Annotated in this window: 18 protein-coding genes; 12 read left to right on the top strand and 6 right to left on the bottom strand. The window is 58.2% G+C overall.

Translation table 11 applies throughout. The features are described 5' to 3' along the window. Position 1 precedes the first annotated feature (1 nt). The 9 genes from AABM52_RS18295 (at position 2) to AABM52_RS18335 (ending at position 6,148) form a co-directional block, all read left to right on the top strand. A complete protein-coding gene (locus AABM52_RS18295) occupies positions 2-541 on the top strand; it encodes a MauE/DoxX family redox-associated membrane protein (protein WP_347907322.1) in 540 nt (179 codons plus the stop codon). A gap of 5 nt (positions 542-546) precedes the next feature. Further along, entirely contained in the window at positions 547-1,179 is a 633-nt protein-coding gene (gene mauD / locus AABM52_RS18300) for a methylamine dehydrogenase accessory protein MauD (protein ID WP_347907323.1), read from the top strand. A gap of 18 nt (positions 1,180-1,197) precedes the next feature. Continuing rightward, complete coding sequence (locus AABM52_RS18305) at positions 1,198-1,719, top strand: methylamine dehydrogenase light chain (RefSeq protein WP_347907324.1); 522 nt, start codon at positions 1,198-1,200, stop codon at positions 1,717-1,719. A gap of 101 nt (positions 1,720-1,820) precedes the next feature. After that, a complete protein-coding gene (locus tag AABM52_RS18310) occupies positions 1,821-2,342 on the top strand; it encodes a cytochrome C (RefSeq protein WP_347907325.1) in 522 nt (173 codons plus the stop codon). A 129-nt stretch (positions 2,343-2,471) separates the two neighbouring features. Beyond that, positions 2,472-2,690 carry a DUF4287 domain-containing protein gene (locus AABM52_RS18315; protein WP_347907326.1) on the top strand — a complete coding sequence of 73 codons (219 nt, stop codon included), beginning with the start codon at positions 2,472-2,474 and terminating at the stop codon, positions 2,688-2,690. 95 nt (positions 2,691-2,785) lie between these two features. Continuing rightward, on the top strand, positions 2,786-3,457 hold the full coding sequence (locus AABM52_RS18320) for a class I SAM-dependent methyltransferase (RefSeq protein WP_347907327.1): 672 nt from the start codon (positions 2,786-2,788) through the stop codon (positions 3,455-3,457). Positions 3,458-3,670: 213 nt separating this feature from the next. Then, positions 3,671-5,041 carry a cache domain-containing protein gene (locus AABM52_RS18325; protein WP_347907328.1) on the top strand — a complete coding sequence of 457 codons (1,371 nt, stop codon included), beginning with the start codon at positions 3,671-3,673 and terminating at the stop codon, positions 5,039-5,041. Positions 5,042-5,049: 8 nt separating this feature from the next. After that, positions 5,050-5,682, top strand: coding sequence for a response regulator transcription factor (locus tag AABM52_RS18330; RefSeq protein ID WP_347907329.1), 633 nt, complete (start codon positions 5,050-5,052; stop codon positions 5,680-5,682). Between the two features lie 142 nt (positions 5,683-5,824). Beyond that, positions 5,825-6,148 (top strand): hypothetical protein, encoded by a 324-nt coding sequence (locus AABM52_RS18335; protein WP_347907330.1) that lies wholly within the window; start codon positions 5,825-5,827, stop codon positions 6,146-6,148. A gap of 88 nt (positions 6,149-6,236) precedes the next feature. Here the strand turns inward: AABM52_RS18335 and AABM52_RS18340 are convergent, their stop codons facing one another. The 6 genes from AABM52_RS18340 to tssI form a co-directional block, all read right to left on the bottom strand. Continuing rightward, positions 6,237-7,124, bottom strand: a complete 888-nt coding sequence (locus AABM52_RS18340; RefSeq protein ID WP_347907331.1) for a hypothetical protein — start codon at positions 7,122-7,124, stop codon at positions 6,237-6,239. A 453-nt stretch (positions 7,125-7,577) separates the two neighbouring features. Next, a complete protein-coding gene (locus AABM52_RS18345; protein WP_347907332.1) occupies positions 7,578-8,117 on the bottom strand; it encodes a DUF1629 domain-containing protein in 540 nt (179 codons plus the stop codon). 3 nt (positions 8,118-8,120) lie between these two features. Then, positions 8,121-12,320, bottom strand: a complete 4,200-nt coding sequence (locus AABM52_RS18350; RefSeq protein ID WP_347907333.1) for an RHS repeat-associated core domain-containing protein — start codon at positions 12,318-12,320, stop codon at positions 8,121-8,123. Between the two features lie 5 nt (positions 12,321-12,325). Beyond that, positions 12,326-12,793: a DUF1795 domain-containing protein gene (locus AABM52_RS18355; RefSeq protein ID WP_347907334.1), complete on the bottom strand. Its 468-nt coding sequence runs from the start codon at positions 12,791-12,793 to the stop codon at positions 12,326-12,328. Between the two features lie 36 nt (positions 12,794-12,829). Continuing rightward, positions 12,830-13,411, bottom strand: coding sequence for a hypothetical protein (locus AABM52_RS18360; RefSeq protein ID WP_347907335.1), 582 nt, complete (start codon positions 13,409-13,411; stop codon positions 12,830-12,832). Between the two features lie 12 nt (positions 13,412-13,423). Then, positions 13,424-15,277 carry a type VI secretion system tip protein TssI/VgrG gene (tssI, locus tag AABM52_RS18365; protein WP_347907336.1) on the bottom strand — a complete coding sequence of 618 codons (1,854 nt, stop codon included), beginning with the start codon at positions 15,275-15,277 and terminating at the stop codon, positions 13,424-13,426. A 717-nt stretch (positions 15,278-15,994) separates the two neighbouring features. Here tssI and AABM52_RS18370 point away from each other — a divergent pair. The 3 genes from AABM52_RS18370 (at position 15,995) to AABM52_RS18380 (ending at position 18,337) form a co-directional block, all read left to right on the top strand. Beyond that, entirely contained in the window at positions 15,995-17,455 is a 1,461-nt protein-coding gene (locus tag AABM52_RS18370) for a DUF6861 domain-containing protein (protein WP_347907337.1), read from the top strand. 8 nt (positions 17,456-17,463) lie between these two features. Further along, positions 17,464-17,793 (top strand): hypothetical protein, encoded by a 330-nt coding sequence (locus tag AABM52_RS18375; RefSeq protein ID WP_347907338.1) that lies wholly within the window; start codon positions 17,464-17,466, stop codon positions 17,791-17,793. Positions 17,794-17,932: 139 nt separating this feature from the next. Next, entirely contained in the window at positions 17,933-18,337 is a 405-nt protein-coding gene (locus AABM52_RS18380) for a hypothetical protein (protein ID WP_347907339.1), read from the top strand. Positions 18,338-18,472: the final 135 nt, after the last annotated feature.

The following is an 18,472-nucleotide window of genomic DNA, read 5'->3' on the forward strand; positions in this document are numbered from 1 at the left end:
CATGCACACAGATCCGATCTTCATCATTGCCAGCGCCGTCGCCATCGCGGTGTTGCTGGCCAGCGCCGCGACCCACAAGTTGCGCGCGCCGGCCCGTTTCGCCCGGCAACTGGCGGACTATCAACTGCTGCCAGAGGCGCTGGTACGCCCGATGGCACGGTTGGTGCCGTTGCTGGAACTGGCCATCGCCTTTGCCTTGCTGGTGCCGGTTTGCCGTGGTTACGCCGCGTTGAGCGCCGCCAGCCTGTTGGCACTGTACGCCGCCGCCATCGGCATCAACCTGTGGCGCGGTCGCGCGGACATCGACTGCGGTTGCGCCGGCCCCGACCAGGCACAGCCGCTGCGCCCGGTGCTGCTGCTGCGCAACAGCGCACTGGTGACTCTGGCGCTGGTGGCCAGCGTGGCGCCGGTTGTCCGCGACCTCAACCTGTTCGATGGCTTCGTGACCCTGGCCGCCGCCGCAGTCGCGCTGCTCATCTACGCCGCGGCCGATGGCTTGCTGGCGAACTCCCCTCTTCTGCTCAAATTGATTGGTAGGTAATCGAAATGGAAGGCTTGATTGTTTCCAACGTTCTGCTCTGGGTGCTGCTGGTAGCCGTGGCGTTTGTCGTCATGGGCCTGGTGCGGCAGATTGGCGTGCTGCACGGTCGCCTGGCGCCGGCCGGCGCGTTGATGGTGGACAAAGGCGTGGCGGTCAATGAACCCGCGCCGCAAGTCACCGCCTCCGACCGTCACGGTCGCCCAGTGAACTTCGGTTATGCCGGCGAGAAATCGCAACTGCTGTTCTTCCTCTCGCCGACCTGCCCGATCTGCAAGTCGCTGCTGCCGGCGATCAAATCCATCGCCAAGGAACAGGCCGGTAACCTCGACGTGGTGTTCGTCAGCGACGGCGACATGGACGCCCAGCAAGCACTGATCCGCGAACACAAACTCGAAGACGCCACCTACGTGGTCGGCCCGGAAGTGGGCATGACCTACCAGATCGGCAAACTGCCCTACGCCGCCCTGATCGACAAGGCCGGTACCCTGCGCGCCAAAGGCCTGGTCAACTCCCGCGAGCACCTGGACAGCCTGTTCGAAGTCGAGCATTTGAAGCACGCCACGCTGCAGCAGTACCTCAATGCCCAACCGCACACCCACGATCACGACCACGACCACAGCCACGGCCATAGCCACTGATAAGGCAGGGAGACCTTTATGAAACTGCTGGATCTGTTGTTTGAGCGTTCGTCCCGCCGTGTCGCCGACACCACTTCGCGCCGTAAATTGCTGTCGCGCATGGGTTCGTTGATGGTGGCCGGTGCCGCCCTGCCCCTGCTGTTGCCGCTGGACCGCACCAGCAAGGCCCTGGCCGCGGAACCTGCGCAGGCTGGCGACCCGGGTGATCCGAACAGCTGCGACTACTGGCGCTACTGCTCCATCGACGGCTTTCTGTGCAGCTGCTGCGGCGGGTCGGTGACGTCCTGCCCTCCGGGCACCGAAGCCTCGCAAGTGACCTGGATCGGCACCTGCCGCAACCCGGCCGATGGCAAGGACTACATCATTTCCTATAACGACTGCTGCGGTAAGCAAAGCTGCGCCCAGTGCGCCTGCACCCGTAACGACAGTGAAGAACCGGCCTACCGCCCGTTCAACAACAACGATGTGAACTGGTGCCTGGCCGCCAAATCGCACATCTACCACTGCACCGTTTCGGTCATCCGCGGCGTCGCCGTTTAAAAAACGCGCTTTCCGCCGGTTGTTCGCACAATCGGCGGCTTTTTTATTTTGTCCCGCTGTTTTTTTAACTTTCGCCCGCAACAAGCAAAAGGTGCTCAGTCATGCGCAAGTTGCTACTCCTCGGTCTCGTTTGCGCCCTTGGCGCCCCGCTCGCCCATGCCCGGGCCATTCCCGACCCGAACCAGCATCACGCGCCGGGCAATGAATCGCTGCAAACCCCGATTGCCCAGGCCGGTTACAGCGTCGGCGTGAACTACCAGCTGCAATGCGCCGGTTGCCACCTGGGCGATGGCACGGGTTCCGCCGCCAACGACACGCCACGGATGAAAGGCTTTGTCGGCAATTTCCTGAAAGTCCCCGGTGGCCGCGAATTCCTCGTGCGGGTGCCGGGCATGTCGCAGTCGGCGTTGAACAACGCGCAACTGGCGGACTTGCTCAACTGGTTGATGCGCAAAGACGGCATGGCGGGCAACAGCCTGCCCGCCGACTATCAGCCCTACACCGCCGAAGAAGTCACGGCGTTGCGCGCCAAGACCATGCTCAACCTGCCCGGCACCCGTAGCGAGTTGATCAAGGCCATGCGTGCCCAGGGCATCGCGATCGATGACGGGATGAATGACTGAGAACAACTTGCCCCGTGCATGACGCCCCGCTTCAACATCAACCGCCCGGACGATGGACGCGTTGACGGCAAATAAGTAACGTAACGGTGCTGTTTTCGAACCTGGAAAATCGAAAAGGGAGTTTGCATCGTGACCGAAGAGACAAAAACCAAAGGACCGGCTTCGTATTTCCCGTCCATTGAAAAAAAGTATGGGCAGCCGATCAGCCATTGGCTGGACCTGCTCAAGACCGTCAGCGACAAGAAACACATGGAACTGGTGGCCTGGCTCAAAACCGAACACGGCATGGGTCATGGTCACGCCAATGCGCTGGTTGCCTATCATCTGGCAGCCACTAAAAGCGCCTAGCCATGCGCAGTCGGCGGAGTCGGGTAAAACCGGCTTCACCGTAAATCTTCCGTTGCCCTATCCTTTCATCCAAACCATTACGCCGGACATCGACCATGTCAGCCCCCGAATCCACCCTCCTCGACAGCTGGCACCACAACGCCCGGGCCTGGATCGACGCCATCCGCAGCGGCTCCATCGAAAGCCGCCAAAAGGTCACCGACCAGGCCATCCTGCTGGCCGTGCTGGGTCGCCAGCCCGAGCGTGTGCTCGACATGGGTTGCGGTGAAGGCTGGTTGTTGCGTGCGCTGGCAGACCGGGGTATCGAGGCGGTCGGCGTAGATGGCGACGTGACGCTGGTGGAGGCGGCGCGGGCGGCGGGCCCCGCGCCGGTGCATTTGGCGAGCTATGAACAACTGGCTGAAGCGAAAGTCGACATCGGCCGCGACTACAACCTGATCTGCGCCAACTTCGCCCTGCTGCACCAGGACATCATCCCCCTGCTCGCCGCCATGAACACCCTGCTCGCCCCTGGCGGCGCGCTGGTGATCCAGACGCTGCACCCCTGGGCGGCTGCGGCGGGCGATTATCAGGATGGCTGGCGGGAAGAGACCTTCGCCGGCTTCAAGGGGCAGTGGCAGCCCATGCCGTGGTATTTGCGCACTCTGTCCAGCTGGTTCAATGCGCTGGACATGGCGGGTTTTATGCTGGCCGGCCTGCAGGAGCCACAGCACCCGCAAAGCCCCGTACCACAGTCATTGCTGTTGGTGGCCGTGCCGCGACGCTGAGTGAGGCAAATCCTTTGGAAGCTTGCTCGCGATAGCCGGCTGTCAGGCACATCAATGTTGAATGTGCCGCCCTCATCGCGAGCAAGCTCGCTCCCACAGGTTCTGCATTTCAACTGAACGCATCACGGCCGTCAGTCATTCCGTCCAGCAACGCTACTGGCCGAGCGCCGCTTTGGCATATGATCCCGAGCCTTCGTGCGAGCAGGAGTCAACATGCAGCTCAAACACAAAATCGTCGCCCTCGGGATCCTGCCGCTGGTGCTGGCCATTGCCGTCATCTGCGCGCTGGTGATTTCCCTCAACCGCCAATTGGGCGATCAACAGGCGCAACTGATCGAAGACAGCATTCTGGCGAGCAAGCGCGCGGAGCTGAAGAACTATGTGGAAATGGCGAAAAGCCTGATCGAGCCCCTGTACGACGACGGCCACGGCGATGCCCACGCCCAGCAACAAGTGCTGGAAGAACTGCGCAAGCTCAGCTTCGGCATCAACGGCTACTTCTTCGTCTACGACCACGAAGGCCGCAGCCTGATGCATGCGCGCCAGTCAGAACTGGTGGGCCAATACCTGTGGGACATGAAAGACCCCCACGGCCTGCCGGTGATCCAGGCGCTGCTCAAAAGCGCGCAATCGGGCGAAGGTTTTCAACGCTACGCCTGGAACAAACCCTCCTCCGGCCAGGTGACCGACAAGCTCGCCTACGTGGTGATGCTCGATCGCTGGGGCTGGATGCTCGGCACCGGTATCTACCTCGAAGACGTCGAACGCGCCACCCAGCAGGCTCGCGCCGAAGTGGCCATGGGCATCCGCAAGACCATGATGGCGATTGCAGTGGTTGCCCTGGTCGCGGTGCTGTTCGTGTTCGCCACCGGCATGACCCTCAACGTCAGCGAACATCGGCTGGCGGACAAGAAACTGCAGCGCCTGACCCAGCGCATCGTCAGCCTGCAGGAAGAGGAACGATCCCGGGTGTCCCGCGAGTTGCACGACGGCATCAGCCAGGTGCTGGTCTCGATCAAGTTCCAGTTCGAACTGGCCTGCCATCTGCTGGAACGCGGACAAGCCCACGACAAGGGCTTGAGCACCCTGAAGGACGCCACCGAACGTCTGGGCGATGCCATCGGCGAAGTCCGCAGCCTCTCCCACGACCTGCGCTCATCCTTGCTCGACACCCTCGGCCTGCCGGCGGCCATCGGCCAACTGGCTGCCGAATTCGAGCAGCGCAGCGGGCTGACCGTGACCTATGACGAAAATGAGTTCGACTGCCAACTGGTCGACGGCGCGGCGGTTTCGCTGTTCCGCATCGTCCAGGAAGGCCTGACCAATATCGAACGCCATGCGCAGGCGAAGAACGTGTCCATTACACTGCGTGGCTGCAACGAGTCCGTGCGGCTGACGGTGGTCGATGACGGAATCGGTTTCAATGTCGCCCAGGTCGAACGTCGTCAGGCCGGAATTGGTTTGCGTAACATCCGCGAACGCGTCGAACATTTTGGCGGGCGCTTCGATCTGATCTCGATGCCGGGCAGAAGTGAGCTGGACGTACGGCTGCCGATGAAACCTGGCGCAAAACTACAAGAGTGAAACCTCCCATGAACCTGCCCTCTCCGATCCGCGTCGCCTTGGTCGACGATCACTCCCTGGTCCGCGACGGCATCAAGGCGCTGCTGGCCGTGATGTCGCCCCTGGAAATGGTCGGCGAAGCGGAAAACGGCGCCGAGGCCATCGAAATGGTCGGACGCTGCCAGCCCGACCTGCTGCTGGTCGACATCAGCCTGCCGGACATGAACGGCCTGGAACTGACCCGCGTGCTGCGCAGCCAGTACCCGTTGCTCAAGGTGCTGGTGCTGAGCATGTACGACAACTACGAATACGTCAGTGAATCGGTGCGCTCCGGCGCCAGCGGCTACGTGCTGAAGAACGCCCCGTCACGGGAAATCATCGCTGCCATCGAAGCCATCAGCAGCGGCGGAACCTTCTACAGCGCGGAAATCGCCCAACGGCTGATCGCCGACAGGAACACCGACAACGAACTGACCCCGAGGGAAAGCCAGGTCTTGTCGAAAATGGCGCAAGGCTTGAACAACAAGGAAATGGCCCGGGAACTGGACATCAGCGTGCGCACGGTGGAGACACACCGCTTGAGCATCCGGCGCAAGCTCAACATCGACAAGCCGGCGGCGTTGGTCAAGTACGCCCTTGATCATGGGCTCATCTCCCGCTAACACCTCACCCTCCCACAAGGGGGCAGCGAATCATCCATTGACTGCGTCGATAGTCACCATTGATTCAATGAAGTTCTCTTAAAAAATCCACGGCGTAACATCTGCTCCATACCAATCCATAAGCACCCCGGAGCACACGATCATGAAACGCCAGACCCTCCTCAGCATCGCTTTCTCGGTTTTCGCAGTTAACGCATTCGCCGCAAACTCCGTTCAACCTGTGGTCGCTGAAGGCGGCTCGGATCGTCTGATTGAAAGCCGTGTGGCCGAGGGTGGTTCCGATCGCCTGATCGAAAACCGCGTTGCCGCCGATGGTTCTGACAAGTTGATGGGGAGCCGCGTTGCTGAAGGTGGTTCAGACAAACTGCTGCAGAACCGCGTCGCTGAAGGCGGTTCCGACAAACTGCTGCAGAACCGCGTCGCTGAAGGCGGTTCGGATCGTCTGATCGAGAATCGCACTGCCTAAATAAGTTGCTCTGCCACCGCCCCACAAAAAAACCGGCCTGATCAGCCGGTTTTTTTGTGTTGGTCAGCCTGACGGTGCCCTGAGATCCTCAGGCCAGGCTCTCGACAGTCTCACCGCTGCTTGCTCGTTGGGCATCCAGCAGCACATCCAGAGTGATGAGGAACAGGTCATGACTCATGATGCCGGTGCACACCGTTGATAGAATCTGATTCCCCGCCTCGTCTTTTAGAGTGACCTTCTCACTCCAGGCATTTAAATCGACTGAAGAAAGGGCCGATACCGGGACTTTACGTCCGTCAACTTCCAGAAACTCGCGTGTCACCATAATTGTTTGTGTGACGACATTCAGGAAGTCCCCCGCGATTCGTTTGCGCCAGACCTGCCCGGTCGGCACATACTTGAAAGTCACTGAGGCGCCAGACTCAAGCTTGTTCATCACAACCGGCAAACGCTCGCGGACGTGCAACTCACGCACCAACTGCTGAAAGTCCTGAAAGCCTTTCAGCGACTCGATAATGCGATGAAATGGCTCACTTTCATTTCGCCGATACGCCAGGTTGGTGATCAGCCCGGTGAATGCCGTCTGCCCCGAGCCGAACAGATACAGGTCTTCCATTTCAGCAAACGCCGTAAATTGTTGCTGCTTTCCGCTGACAGCAACAATGCCGTGTTCGTAAACCTCATAATGGGTTCCGCGCAACTTCTTCTGCCACGTATAAAGTCCGAACAGGACTGCCGAAATGACGACCAGCAAGCCACTAACGGAATAGATCAGCAACTGCGGGCTGGAACCACGGCTGGTGTTCGACCCGGAGCTGGCCACCGGCAGTATGGTACCCAGGTACAGCACAAATCCCGCCAGGCACAACAAGACGATTGCGAACAACAGCATGAAGACCAGAAAGCCTTTGCCGTGGCGGAAGGTGGAGATCAGTTGACCTGTCACCGTTGGAGCGGGTGTGGGTGATTGCTGCATGAGATGGTTACTTCCCTAGTAGTTGATTGTAAAAAACACCGTAATCCAGACGACTATGTCTCATTGAGAGGCGTTGCCTGCGAATACACTGTCGACTCCATTGCAAACCTTCAGATACAGGTTGTAAGGTTCAGCCCGTTGATCACAGAGTCAAAGGACTGCCCAAAAGATTTAGCATCGCGCTCGATGGGATTATTCATTCTCCATATCATTTGTCGTTGCTCATCAGGCTTGTAGCCACCGTTTCTTGCCGTGTTGACGCTCACGCCCTACACCGACAAAACGGTTCAAATCACGGAGTAAGCCACTACCTCTCAGAGCAGGCGTCTGGCCCCTGCTCTTCTTGTCCAAGCCCTCCATAATTTTGGCGATTTTACTCAAGCTGTCTTCAAAAGGTTGGCAGTTTCTTGCGCCTCAAACGACCTTTCAATACAACCTCTTCCCCATACGCACTCAACAACTTTGTGTAACTTCCTTAAAAGCGACCCCTCTTAGGCCCTGCGACTCTACAGCGTCTTTGAATACTTGACTGACATATAGCACTTGCGGATTCTCAGGAATGCGAAAAATCTCACCCTTGTAATTTTCCGGAATTTTTAACACCGCCTTGTAAACTACGTAGCCACCCTCCCCCTTATCATAATCAGATTGATCAACATCAAATGCATCTGATAGAAGCTCGGTAACAAATACTGCGACATCCCCCGCACGCGGCCCGAGCAGCTTAACCCTAGGAAAAACCTGCAAAAAACCAAGCGCATCATATGCTTTTTCAGAGACAACCAAGATAGGCCTGAAAAAGGTAAAAAAATCAGAAAATGCCGATTTATTTTTATCATCACTATTATATATGACACGATAGCTCTGTTTTTCAGACTCCAAAATTGCATCACCATATGCTAGCTTTGTAGCGAATTCCTGCAGACTTTCCACTTGGCCTGCATCGACCAATGTTTTATATTTGTCATTTTGCGTTATTGAATAAATTTTCATAAATCACCCAAATAATCCGGACCACTGAGCATCCCGTGGACTCGTAAGTAATGTATTGCGAATTCTATCGATCGTCTTCAAAACCATCGGCTTGCCACCAGCCTTATCTGCACTAATTATAAGCTGGTTAACACTTTCAAAATAAGAATTTGGATGCTTACCATTATGCAGGATCCCCGGCACGCTCGAGTCAAAGTTATTACGATTAGGCAAAAACACTCCATTGACTGCATCATCCACATGAATATCATGCTTTGCCAGGACCGCTCTCGCAGGAGCTGCAAGCTTGGCAGTATCACCAACGATGTGATGTGCAGCGGAGTTTGCGGGGCGGGGAGTTCCACCTTTTGTCATATTGTTGCTTAGCGCTTTGGAGCAAAGCCCCAATGGATCGATCCAACCAATAGCGCTAGTAGCATATTGGTACAGATTGACTCCGCCGGATAATCCAATCGGATCCTGCGTAACAAACCGCCCCACCTCCGGATCGTAATACCGAAACGTGTTGTAGTGCAGCGCCGTCTCATCGTCAAAATACTGCCCCTGAAACCGCAGGTTCTGCTCGACGTCATTGACCACCAGCTTTTCAACCGAACCCCACGCCTTGTACGTCGCCTGCCAGACAATCTGCCCCTCTCGGTCCGTCATCTCCAGCGGCGTACCAATCTGGTCGGTATGGAAGTAGTAAAGCTGCTGCTCCTCACCTTCCGCCTGGTCAACCCGCGCCAACGGCGCATAACTCCCCGGTTCATACAGGTACAGACTGCTCTGCCCTGGACGCTCCTCACGCAGCATCCGCAAGCCTTGCCAGAGGAAACGCTTCTGCTCGGATCTGCCGTTGACCTCTGAAACCTTGGCAACCCGCCGCCCGAGGCTGTCGTACTGATACGAGCCAGTACTTTCCAGCTTGCCATTGACCAACATCTCGGCCCGCACCAAGCGATTTTCACAGTCATAACGAAACGTCTGCAGCTTGCCCATGCCGCTGCGTTTTTCAATCAGGTTGCCCCACGCGTCGTAGGCATATTCCTGATCCCGCCAGCGCTTGAGGCGGTTGTCTTTGACGTGGTCAAACTGGCTGGTGTTGAAATTCAGCCGGTTCGCCGCGGCGTCGTAGCGGAATTCTTCGCTGTCGAGCAACTGGCCGGTGTCGCGGCTGTGCAACTGGCCGTTGGCTTCGTATTCGTACTTGATCTCGCCGCGCAGTTTGTCGAGGGTGCGGGTCAGTTCGCCAGCGGGGTCGTACTGGTGACGGCGGTGGATCGGGTTGTAGGCGTGCTCCACCAGCAGGTCGGGCTGGATGCCGGGGTTGTGCAGGCGCGAGAGTTTTTCCGCCGGCAGGCGCGAGGCGAACTGCCAGCTCTTGCGGCCCATGGCGTCGTAGCCGAAGCAGCTGGTGAGGGTGCCCTGGGTACGCAGGACTTCGCGGTGCAGGTCGTCGCGCTCGATGTCGCTGATGAGCTGGCCGTCGAGGTTGAGTTGGTGCAGGTGGCCGCTGCCGTAATACAGGTGATTGAGGTGTTGGCCGGTGGGCAACGTCAGGGTGGTGAGGTTGCTCAGCGGGTCGTATTCGTAGGACAAGGCGCCCTGAGCCGTCGTCTCCTGGATCAGCCTGCCGAGCAGGTCGTAGGAGAATTCGAGCGTTTCCTCGCTGACACCGATTTGCTTGCCCTGCGTGGTCGGCAGGCGCTGGATCGACAGCAGGCGATCAGCGTCGTCATACACATAATCCTGACGAGCATCGGCATTGAGTTTGGCCAGTAGTCGGCCAATGCTGTCGCGCTCGAACTCGGTGCGGCGTTGTGGCCGCTCGCCGCGTTCGCCGTAGCCGGTTTCATCGACCTGGGTCAGATGCCCGCCGAGGTTGTAGCTGAAGCGCCGGGTCAGGTTGTCGATGCGTTTTTCTTCGATCAACCGGTCGGACGCATCGTAGGCGAACTGGTACGCAGCGTTGTTTTCGTTGATCAGCGCGGTCAGGCGAATCGCCGGATCGTATTCGTAGCGGATGCGCTGGCCCTTGGCGTCCTGGCGGCTGCTTGGCAATCCCCGGGCGGTACGTAGCAGGCGCGTAGTGTGGCCTTTGCCGTCGGTGTGCGTCAGTACCTGGCCGAGGGCGTTGTAGGTAAACGACTCGGCGCTGCCGTCCGGGTGTTTGATGCGCAGCACTTCGCCGTCGGGTTTGCGTTCCAGCGTGGTGGTCTGGCCCAGCGCGTCGATGACGGCGACCAGGTGCTGGCGCTCGTCGAAGCGGTAGGTGGTGTTTTTACCCGAGCAATCCTGGAAGCGTTCGACCTGGGCCAGGGTGTTCCACCACAGGTATTTGGACTTGCGCGTCGCATCGATGATGGTGTGCGGCAGGCCATCGTCGCCGTTGAGGTATTCGGTGGTGTGGCTGAGGGCATCGACTTCGGCGATGAGGTTGCCCTTGTCGTCGTAGCGGGCTTGCCAGGTGCTTCCGTCGGGGTAGTCCACCTGCGTGACCAGCGGGGTCAGGTGGTGATAGCGGTATTTGATCGCGCGCCCGAGCGGGTCGGTCTCTTCGAGCAGGCGCGAGTACTCGTCGTACTTGAACTGGAGCCTGTTGCCGTCGGGCAATGTCAGGCCGGTCATGTTGCCGGTGTCATCAATGTCGATGACGTAGTGCTCGCCACCGAAGTCGCGGCTGGCGGTGACGCGATGATCGGCGTTGTAATGAAGCTCGGCTTCACGTCCGAGCACGTCGGTGACCCGCGTGGTGCGCGCCTTGATGTCGTAGCGGAACTGGAAACGTTCGCCATCGCTGGTCCAGTGCTCAACTACCCGTTGCTGGCCGTCGATGTGCTCCCAGCGGTAGTTGCAGGTCAGGCCCAGGGCGTTGCTGTGGCTGGCCATCACGCCGTCGATGTAGTTGAAACGGCGCACTGAATCGCCGTTGCGGTTGATGACTTCAGCGAGCTGGCCGTTGTCGTCGTAACGGTACTGCACCAGGGTTTCAACGGCCTCGTTATCGACCACGCGTCTGACGTCGGTCAGGCGGCCCAGCGGGTTGTCGTAATGCAGGTGTACCCGCACGCCACCGGTGGCGCTGATGTCGGTGAGCATGCCTTCGGCGGTGTGGGTGAAATGCAGGAAGTGGCCCAGGGCGTTTTCGATGCGTTGCAGCGGTACCGGGATGTTGTCGTCCGCGACTTCGCCGAAGTAGAAAAACGTATTGTCGAGGGTTTGCAGCAGGTAGTGGCCGCCCTCGGTGCAGACCAGATGCACCTGTTCATGGGGGTTGTAGATGCGCTCCCCCGGCTGCACGTCCACGAACGGAACGCTGCGCCCCTGATTGTCGGTGAGGTAAACGAACGCGCCACTGCGACGCAGGCTTTGCTCCCAGGGCAAGACCCAGCCCTTGCCGAGCACGCTGTCGACGCTCAGGTCGCTGGCATAGAAGCGGGACCATTGAATCGGCATCAGGCCCGGCAGACTGAAGTCGGTTTCGTCGGTAATGAGCTTGCGGCCCGTAGTGGCATCGACCGGGTTGCCGATCAAGCCTCCCACCGCGCGCTCGATGGCCGGCCCCACGACATAACGCGAGGCGACCTCACCGGCGACGAACCCGGCGGTGAATTTCAGTGCGCAGGGCATGACGGCTTTCATGCCGGCCTGGGTCCCGGCCTTGATCAATTGGGCGATACCACCGGCCGCACCGGCGACCGCCATGAGGATGTCGACTGTGGTCCGCAACCAACCGGGGATCTCGTCGTCCACTGGCAGATAGCGGTGGGTCCCGCCACCGATGAAGACATTGTCCGAACCGCTGGAGAGTGTCGCGCCGCAGGTCATCTTGTCGCCCTTGCGGGCGGCCGCCGTGCCGTTGATGAAGACGTTGGTCGAGCCTTCGGCGACCTTTACCGGGCCGGGATGCTTGTCGCAGGCGCCCGTGCTTTTTTCGACATGGGCAGCCTTGCGGCTGTTGATGAAGACGTTGGGCGACGCGGTGACGATGGTCCCCGCGGGTGAAGAAAACATACTGCCTATCTTCTCCCCGGCCGCGGTGAGCAGGCTACCTCCGACGCCTGCGGCCAAGCCCGCCAACAAAGCCACGCCAAACCCACAGGTGAACGTCGCGATCGCCACCGTAGCGATTAACGCTATACCGAGCGCCGCGCCGATGAGAAATCCGCCCAGGGCGCTGGTGTGCGACAGTTCATCGCCAAACCTTGCGGCTTCGAACATGGCCGTTACTCCTGCGCGCTGGAGTCGGTCTTGGTGCCGCCGGGCTGGCGAGGCTGAAAGCTCGCCAGCAGGTCAATCCAGTTCTGATTCTGCTCGCTGCTGAAGTCAGCCTGGGCTGTGGTGGAAAAAATGATCGCGCGTCCAGGCTCGATCAGAAACGCCGCCTGGCGCTGATAGAAAGGTCGGCCATCGGTCATGTAATACGCATCGATCTGCACGCCCTCGATCGGCGCGGTGGTCGACAATGCAACGGCCTTCTTGCCCAGCAGCGTGTAGCCGCGAAGCTTGGACGCGAGCATCTTGATCTGACGCTCGACGTAGGCTTTGAGCACTTCGCCGGGCAGCAATGTGTCCCGGGAAATGGTGATGCTCAACGGCGCTGGAATACTCGCCCCCAACACAAACATGTTCACCGTGCGGTCCTGAAAACCTTGCGGCAACGCGATGCTGCCTTCCTGCAACTCATAATCCATTTTGGGTAACTTCCTTGAATCAAAAAAATTAGGCGTTCAGCGCACGGCAAGGCCGTCGAGCATGCCGTCAAAATCAACCAGCCACAGACTGAGCGCGGGCCGGGCCGGATCAATCTCGCAAGCAATGCTCAGCCATTGCGCATCGTCACGCCCGGCGACAGGCACCAGGGCACCGACAAGGCGCGCGTGACGTTCGGCATGACCGGACTTGAAATGCAGGTCCACGGACTTCGCCGCACTGCCGGCCACACTGACATCGCGCTGGCGGATGATGCGCACGTCCGGGTGGTCCTTGCGAAAGCCCTGCACCGACGTTTCGAAAAGCTGCGCCAGGGTCAGCCCCTGTTGCACATCACGACGCTTGATGGTCAGGTTGACCGGCTCGCCCTGGTGTTCGAGGGTGGTCTGGATCTCACGGAAATTGAACCCCGCCGGGAATGCCAGGCTGAAGCCACCGAAGCTGAAACTGCTGGGCGTGTCTTGCAGCGCCACCACAGGTTCGGGCTCGGGTTCCGGATCGGGTTCAATGACCGGCGCGTTCTGTAGCTCGACGCGAGCAGCTTCCTCCTGCGCGATACGCTTTTCGGAAATCCGATCGTAGAGGCTGGTTCTGATCATGGCGCCACTACCTCAGTCATTGACCCTGACCTCGGAACCGGTGATCTGGGTCGTGCCGGTACTCGTAGTAGTGATCGCCTTGCCCTTGATCTCGATGCCGTCCGGCGTGAGGGTGATGCTGCTGTCCCCCACCTGAAGAATGATGTGCTGTTTGGCACTGACCTGAATGAACTGGTTGTCGACCTGAATCGTCAGCGAGCCTTCCTGGACATTCATCACCGTGTCTTTCTTGATGGTTTCGGTGTGCGCGCCACCGACGGTGATGGTGCGGTTGCTGCCGACACTGTGGGTCTCGTCGACCTCGATCTCGGTGTCCATGTTGCGCTCGGCATGCATGATGATCTGCTCGGCGCCGGACTTGTCTTCGAAGCGGAAGAAGTTCGCCGTACCGCCGTCGCCCTTCATCGACCGCGTCAGGAACCCGCTCTGCGTCTTGTTCGCCGGCAGCGACCACGGTGGGGTGTTCTGGCTGTTGTAGAGGCTGCCCATGACCAGTGGGCGGTCGGGGTTGCCGTCGAGGAACACCACCACGACTTCATCGCCCACACGGGGAATCTGGATGCTGCCGAAACCGCCGCTGGCACCCGCCTGGGCGACGCGGACCCAGCAGGAGCTCTTGTCGTTGTGCTCGCCCTTGCGATCCCAGTGAAACTGCACCTTCACCCGGCCGAGTTCGTCGGTGAAGATTTCCTCCCCCGGCGGGCCGACGATGATCGCGGTTTGCGGGCCGGAGATGGTCGGGCGCGGGGTGGTGAGCTGAGGGCGAAAGACGATCTTTTTGCGCACGCAGGCGAAGGTGTTGTAGTAGCTCGCCTGGTGCCCGCTGAGGTAGTTGTTGTGACCTTCGCTTTCGACGCTCATCAGCAGGAACTGACGATCATCGGCGGGGCCTTGATCGTGATCGTAATGCTGCAGCAGTTCGAAGGTATAACCGGGTTTCATTGCGCGGCAGTTACTGGCGCCATGAAAGTTCTTGCCCTTGAGTTCAAGCGCTTCGACCCGCAACCGCAGCAGCGCTTCACCTTCGTCGTAGGTGCCGTGGGTGTATTGGCCGGGGAAGTCATAGATTTCGAATTCGTCGACATCGCCCTGCTTGTTCAGGCTCTTCATGGCGACCGGCAAGCGGTTGGACGGCTGGCGATAATCGAAGGTCTGGACCGCGATTTTCCCGGACTGCAACTGGCGGTTGCCGCTCCATTGGGTAATGGAGTCGGCAGTCTCGGTGACCGATGCCGTGTGGAAGCGGATCTGCGGTTGTTCAGGCAACGGCACCAACGTGCTGGAGTCGTCGCAGATGATCATGGTGTGGCCTTCGGCGGTGTGCTCGAAGTAGTAGAACATCCCCTCTTCTTCGAGCAGGCGCTGGACAAAGTTGAAGTCCGATTCACGGTACTGGGTGATGTAGGTGTAATGCTTGAGCGGCTTACTCAGGCGGAACTCATGGCGGGAAAACGCGGTGCACAAGGCAAACACCTGGGTGACGACATCTTCCACCGTGCAACCCTGGAAAATGCGCGTGTCGAAGCGGTTTTTCAGCATCGAGAACCAGGGGTTCAGCGTCGCCGTATAACGCGCCATGCCGCCGTCACTGCCGATACTGGCAAACCGCGTGAGGTAGCCTGCCAGGTAACGAGGCGAGGCGTCTGCCAGCTCGATTTCCAGAACCACGTGCTGGCCCATCATCGACTTCAACTCGACGTCGGAGTCCTGGCACACCAGCAACAACTCGAAGTTGTACGCACGAGACAGACCTTCAGTCCCCTTGAAGGACTCAAGCAACAATTGCTGTTCGGGGTTGGCGAGGTTCTTGAACTTGAACAGGCGCCGATTTTGCGGGGAAAGAATTGCGGCAAGGTCCATCAACATGTGTATCTCCTTGAAAACAGTGGAAAGCTACCGCCCTCTCTCAACCACTGTGCATAACGAATCAGATAAGAGGGTTAAACCCTGTTTGCCGCAACATTGAATCAGGCGAACACTTCGCCACCCGATGTTTTCGGTCTGAGGCACGAATCATCTGCAAGTTCTGCCAGAGTCCACCTGCAAGAAATCCTTCATTTTCATCGATTTTTTTAAACACCGAATGAAATCCCTTACACGCGATTGTGCGTCAGGAACTGCGACCACAAGGCAGTATGAAAGTGCCATTACCCGGCAAATATTTGAGAAATTTGTCACACTTCTACAGGTATCACGGGTTCTTGAACGCGGGAAGGAGACACCCATGTCATGCACTGTGTCAACCCGCACGCAGTGCATGCGGGCACTTCCACGCACTTCGAACTCAGCTCGGGATAATCCCTGAAAAATAATTATCGCCACGCTGGCCGCCCAGAAACGCCGATATATCAAGGATGAACGGGAAGTTAGGTGCCACTGATTGGCAACTAATGCCTTATTGCCATCATTGCCGAATGTAACGCGAATAACAAAAAATGGGATCCATGTTGAAATTTTCAACTCGCCCCGCAGTCTGAAGCAGGGCTGATAGCCATCACTTTGGCAATGGTGTGAAGTCGGATATTCGACAGCTCGACCGCAGCAACAAGGAAGCGCCTTTTCCCCAAGGACAGTGACGAGTAAATGGATCTTTTAGCCAACGTGCCCAGCTGGGCCGATGTCGAACGCAACCTCGACCAGAAATTCAACGAGCTGAACCAGGGCGTCAACGACGGCTTGCGCAGCGCTCACGACAACTGGAACGGCTTCACCCGGCGTGTCAGCAATGGCGCAAGCCAGGCCTATGGCTACATGGGCGGTCATCGCATCGATGCGGTGCATCAGGCGATGACCCTCTCCTACCCGATCATCCAGATGGACCTCAAGCGCAAGTGGGCCTCGATTGAAATCGAGCAGATCCTGCCGGTGCTGCTGCAACTGGTCAAAGAAGTCTCGATGATTCTCGGCGGCAGCGTGGCGATCGGCACCGTGGCCGGCGGCGCAGCGGGGGCCTTTGCATTCGGAATCGGCGCTGCCCCCGGAGCCGCTGCCGGGGCCGGTATCGGCCTGCAGGTCGGCAACCTGATTCTCATGGGCCTGGGCCTGTCCGCCATCGCCGAATACTTTTACCAGGGCCTGCCCGCCTGCCTCTCGACCTTGCAGGAAGGCATCGCCACGGCCTGGCACGCCGAAGAAGGCGTCAAACCGTCCGGCCTGGACCCCAGCGGCGGCTCCGCCGCACTGGTACAGGAACGCGTCGAACGCGCGGCACGACAACTGGCCCGCGGCCAGGAGCAGCTCGTATTGCTGCTGCTCACAGCCATCGTCACCTACCTGACACGGGGTCAGATGAAAGCGGGTGTGATGAACAGCATGGAAAGCATCGCGACCCGCAGCGCGAAGCTTCAGGCAGAGATTTCGAACAAGCAGTTGGCGGGTTGGTTGGCAAGGAATGAGCAGAAGTTGCTGGCTCGAGATGAGTTACGGGTGAGGGAACCGGCGCCTCTTCAGAAGGCCGAGCCGGAGACAATGCGTGAGTATTACGCCAAGCAGGACCCTGACTTCGTTTCGGTGGAGGATCAGGTCAAGAAGGTCAAAACCTTCCAGACCAAGGGCTTGTCGAACGAGCAAATCGAAGGCTTCCTGAATACGCCTGACGGGGAAAAACTGCTGGGCAAACTGCAAGCGGCTGCCCCTGACGCTGATGCAACAACCATCTACTCACGGGCGTTCGACCAGGTAGCTTCCGGCTCCACCATCCCCGAAGTAAGGTTAATGGATTCGCCCCTTGTGAAAATCGTACCCGAAGGCCAAGGCGTTTCACCTTACTCGCCGTTCTTTACCACTCATGAGGAGCTACAGGCTGCCGCGAACTCCGGGAGGACACTGGCTGATTCGTTCGGATTGCCGTTGAGCAGCGAATCAACCACCTATTCGATCTACGAGATGGCACCATTGAAGCCAACCGAGGTTTTTGTCAGTAAAGTCGCCCCTACATCAGAATTGAGCGGTGCAATCCAGAGAACCGGTGAATCATTCCAATATCTGACACCTAACCGTGGCGAGTGGGGAACACCAAAATTGATCGGAACCACAGCTAACTAGAGCCTCCTATGGATATCGAAAAACTGAAAGAAAAGACCCTGAAGCTACGAGCAGCCATCGATGCATTAAAGGCAAAAGACCCTGCTGCAGCTAAATTGGATCTAGAACTGGCCCCTCTGATGGATTTGGCCGAGCGTGGTCAAATCCGCACACCTATGGAATGGCGGGATATCCCTGGACGCTATCTGTTCACTGAGGAGGGGTTGCAGCAATATGCAGAGCTTGAGCACGCTTTTGCGGAGTTTAAAATCGAACTGATCGGAGGAGAATCCCCGACGCTACGTCGACTGAAAGCCCAGATGGGAGAAAAGAAGAACAGTAATCCAAAACCTACATAAGCACATAAAATGCTGTAGCTTTTCAATGTCATAGACCTTGAAAAACAAGCCTCTGCAAGCAATGAAACTCACGGCGCTATCGAATGGATTGTCAAAGCTCCGGCTACTCAAAACTCAATATCATTCAAGGAGAATGTAGTTGAAGCCCTACTATTTCAGCTTCCGCCCTTTAGCCCTTGTAACTGCACTTCTTGTTACAACCCCTCTCCATGCACAGGATGCCGACACCGTCCTTGCAGAAGTCGTCAAGCAACAGCAGAAAAGCCTGCCCATCATGCTGGACACAGCAACACGCATTGACGACATAACCTTTGCCGACCGTACGATCCTTTATAAAATTACGCTTGCCGGGTACGAAGGTCGTCCGGGCGAACAAATCTATTATCAGAACTACCTGACCCAGCAAATCAACAACAGCTTATGCAGCCAAACTGCTTATCTATTGGTGTTGGCACTCGGCAACAAAATCACCTATCAGTACGCCAGTTCGAACGCACATCCGATTACTGAAATCACACTAAAGCCGGGTGACTGTAAAAGCTAAAACACCCTATACGCTTCAGAACCGTCAAGCAGGAAACAGCCCTGGCGTTTGCCATGAGGTGTCGCCGCAGAGCGCTGGATGATTTGCTGATTGTGCAGCCGGGGCGCTGATCGCTGGCAACTGGAATGGCGTCAG

This window comes from Pseudomonas grandcourensis (assembly GCF_039909015.1).
GTDB lineage: Bacteria > Pseudomonadota > Gammaproteobacteria > Pseudomonadales > Pseudomonadaceae > Aquipseudomonas > Aquipseudomonas grandcourensis.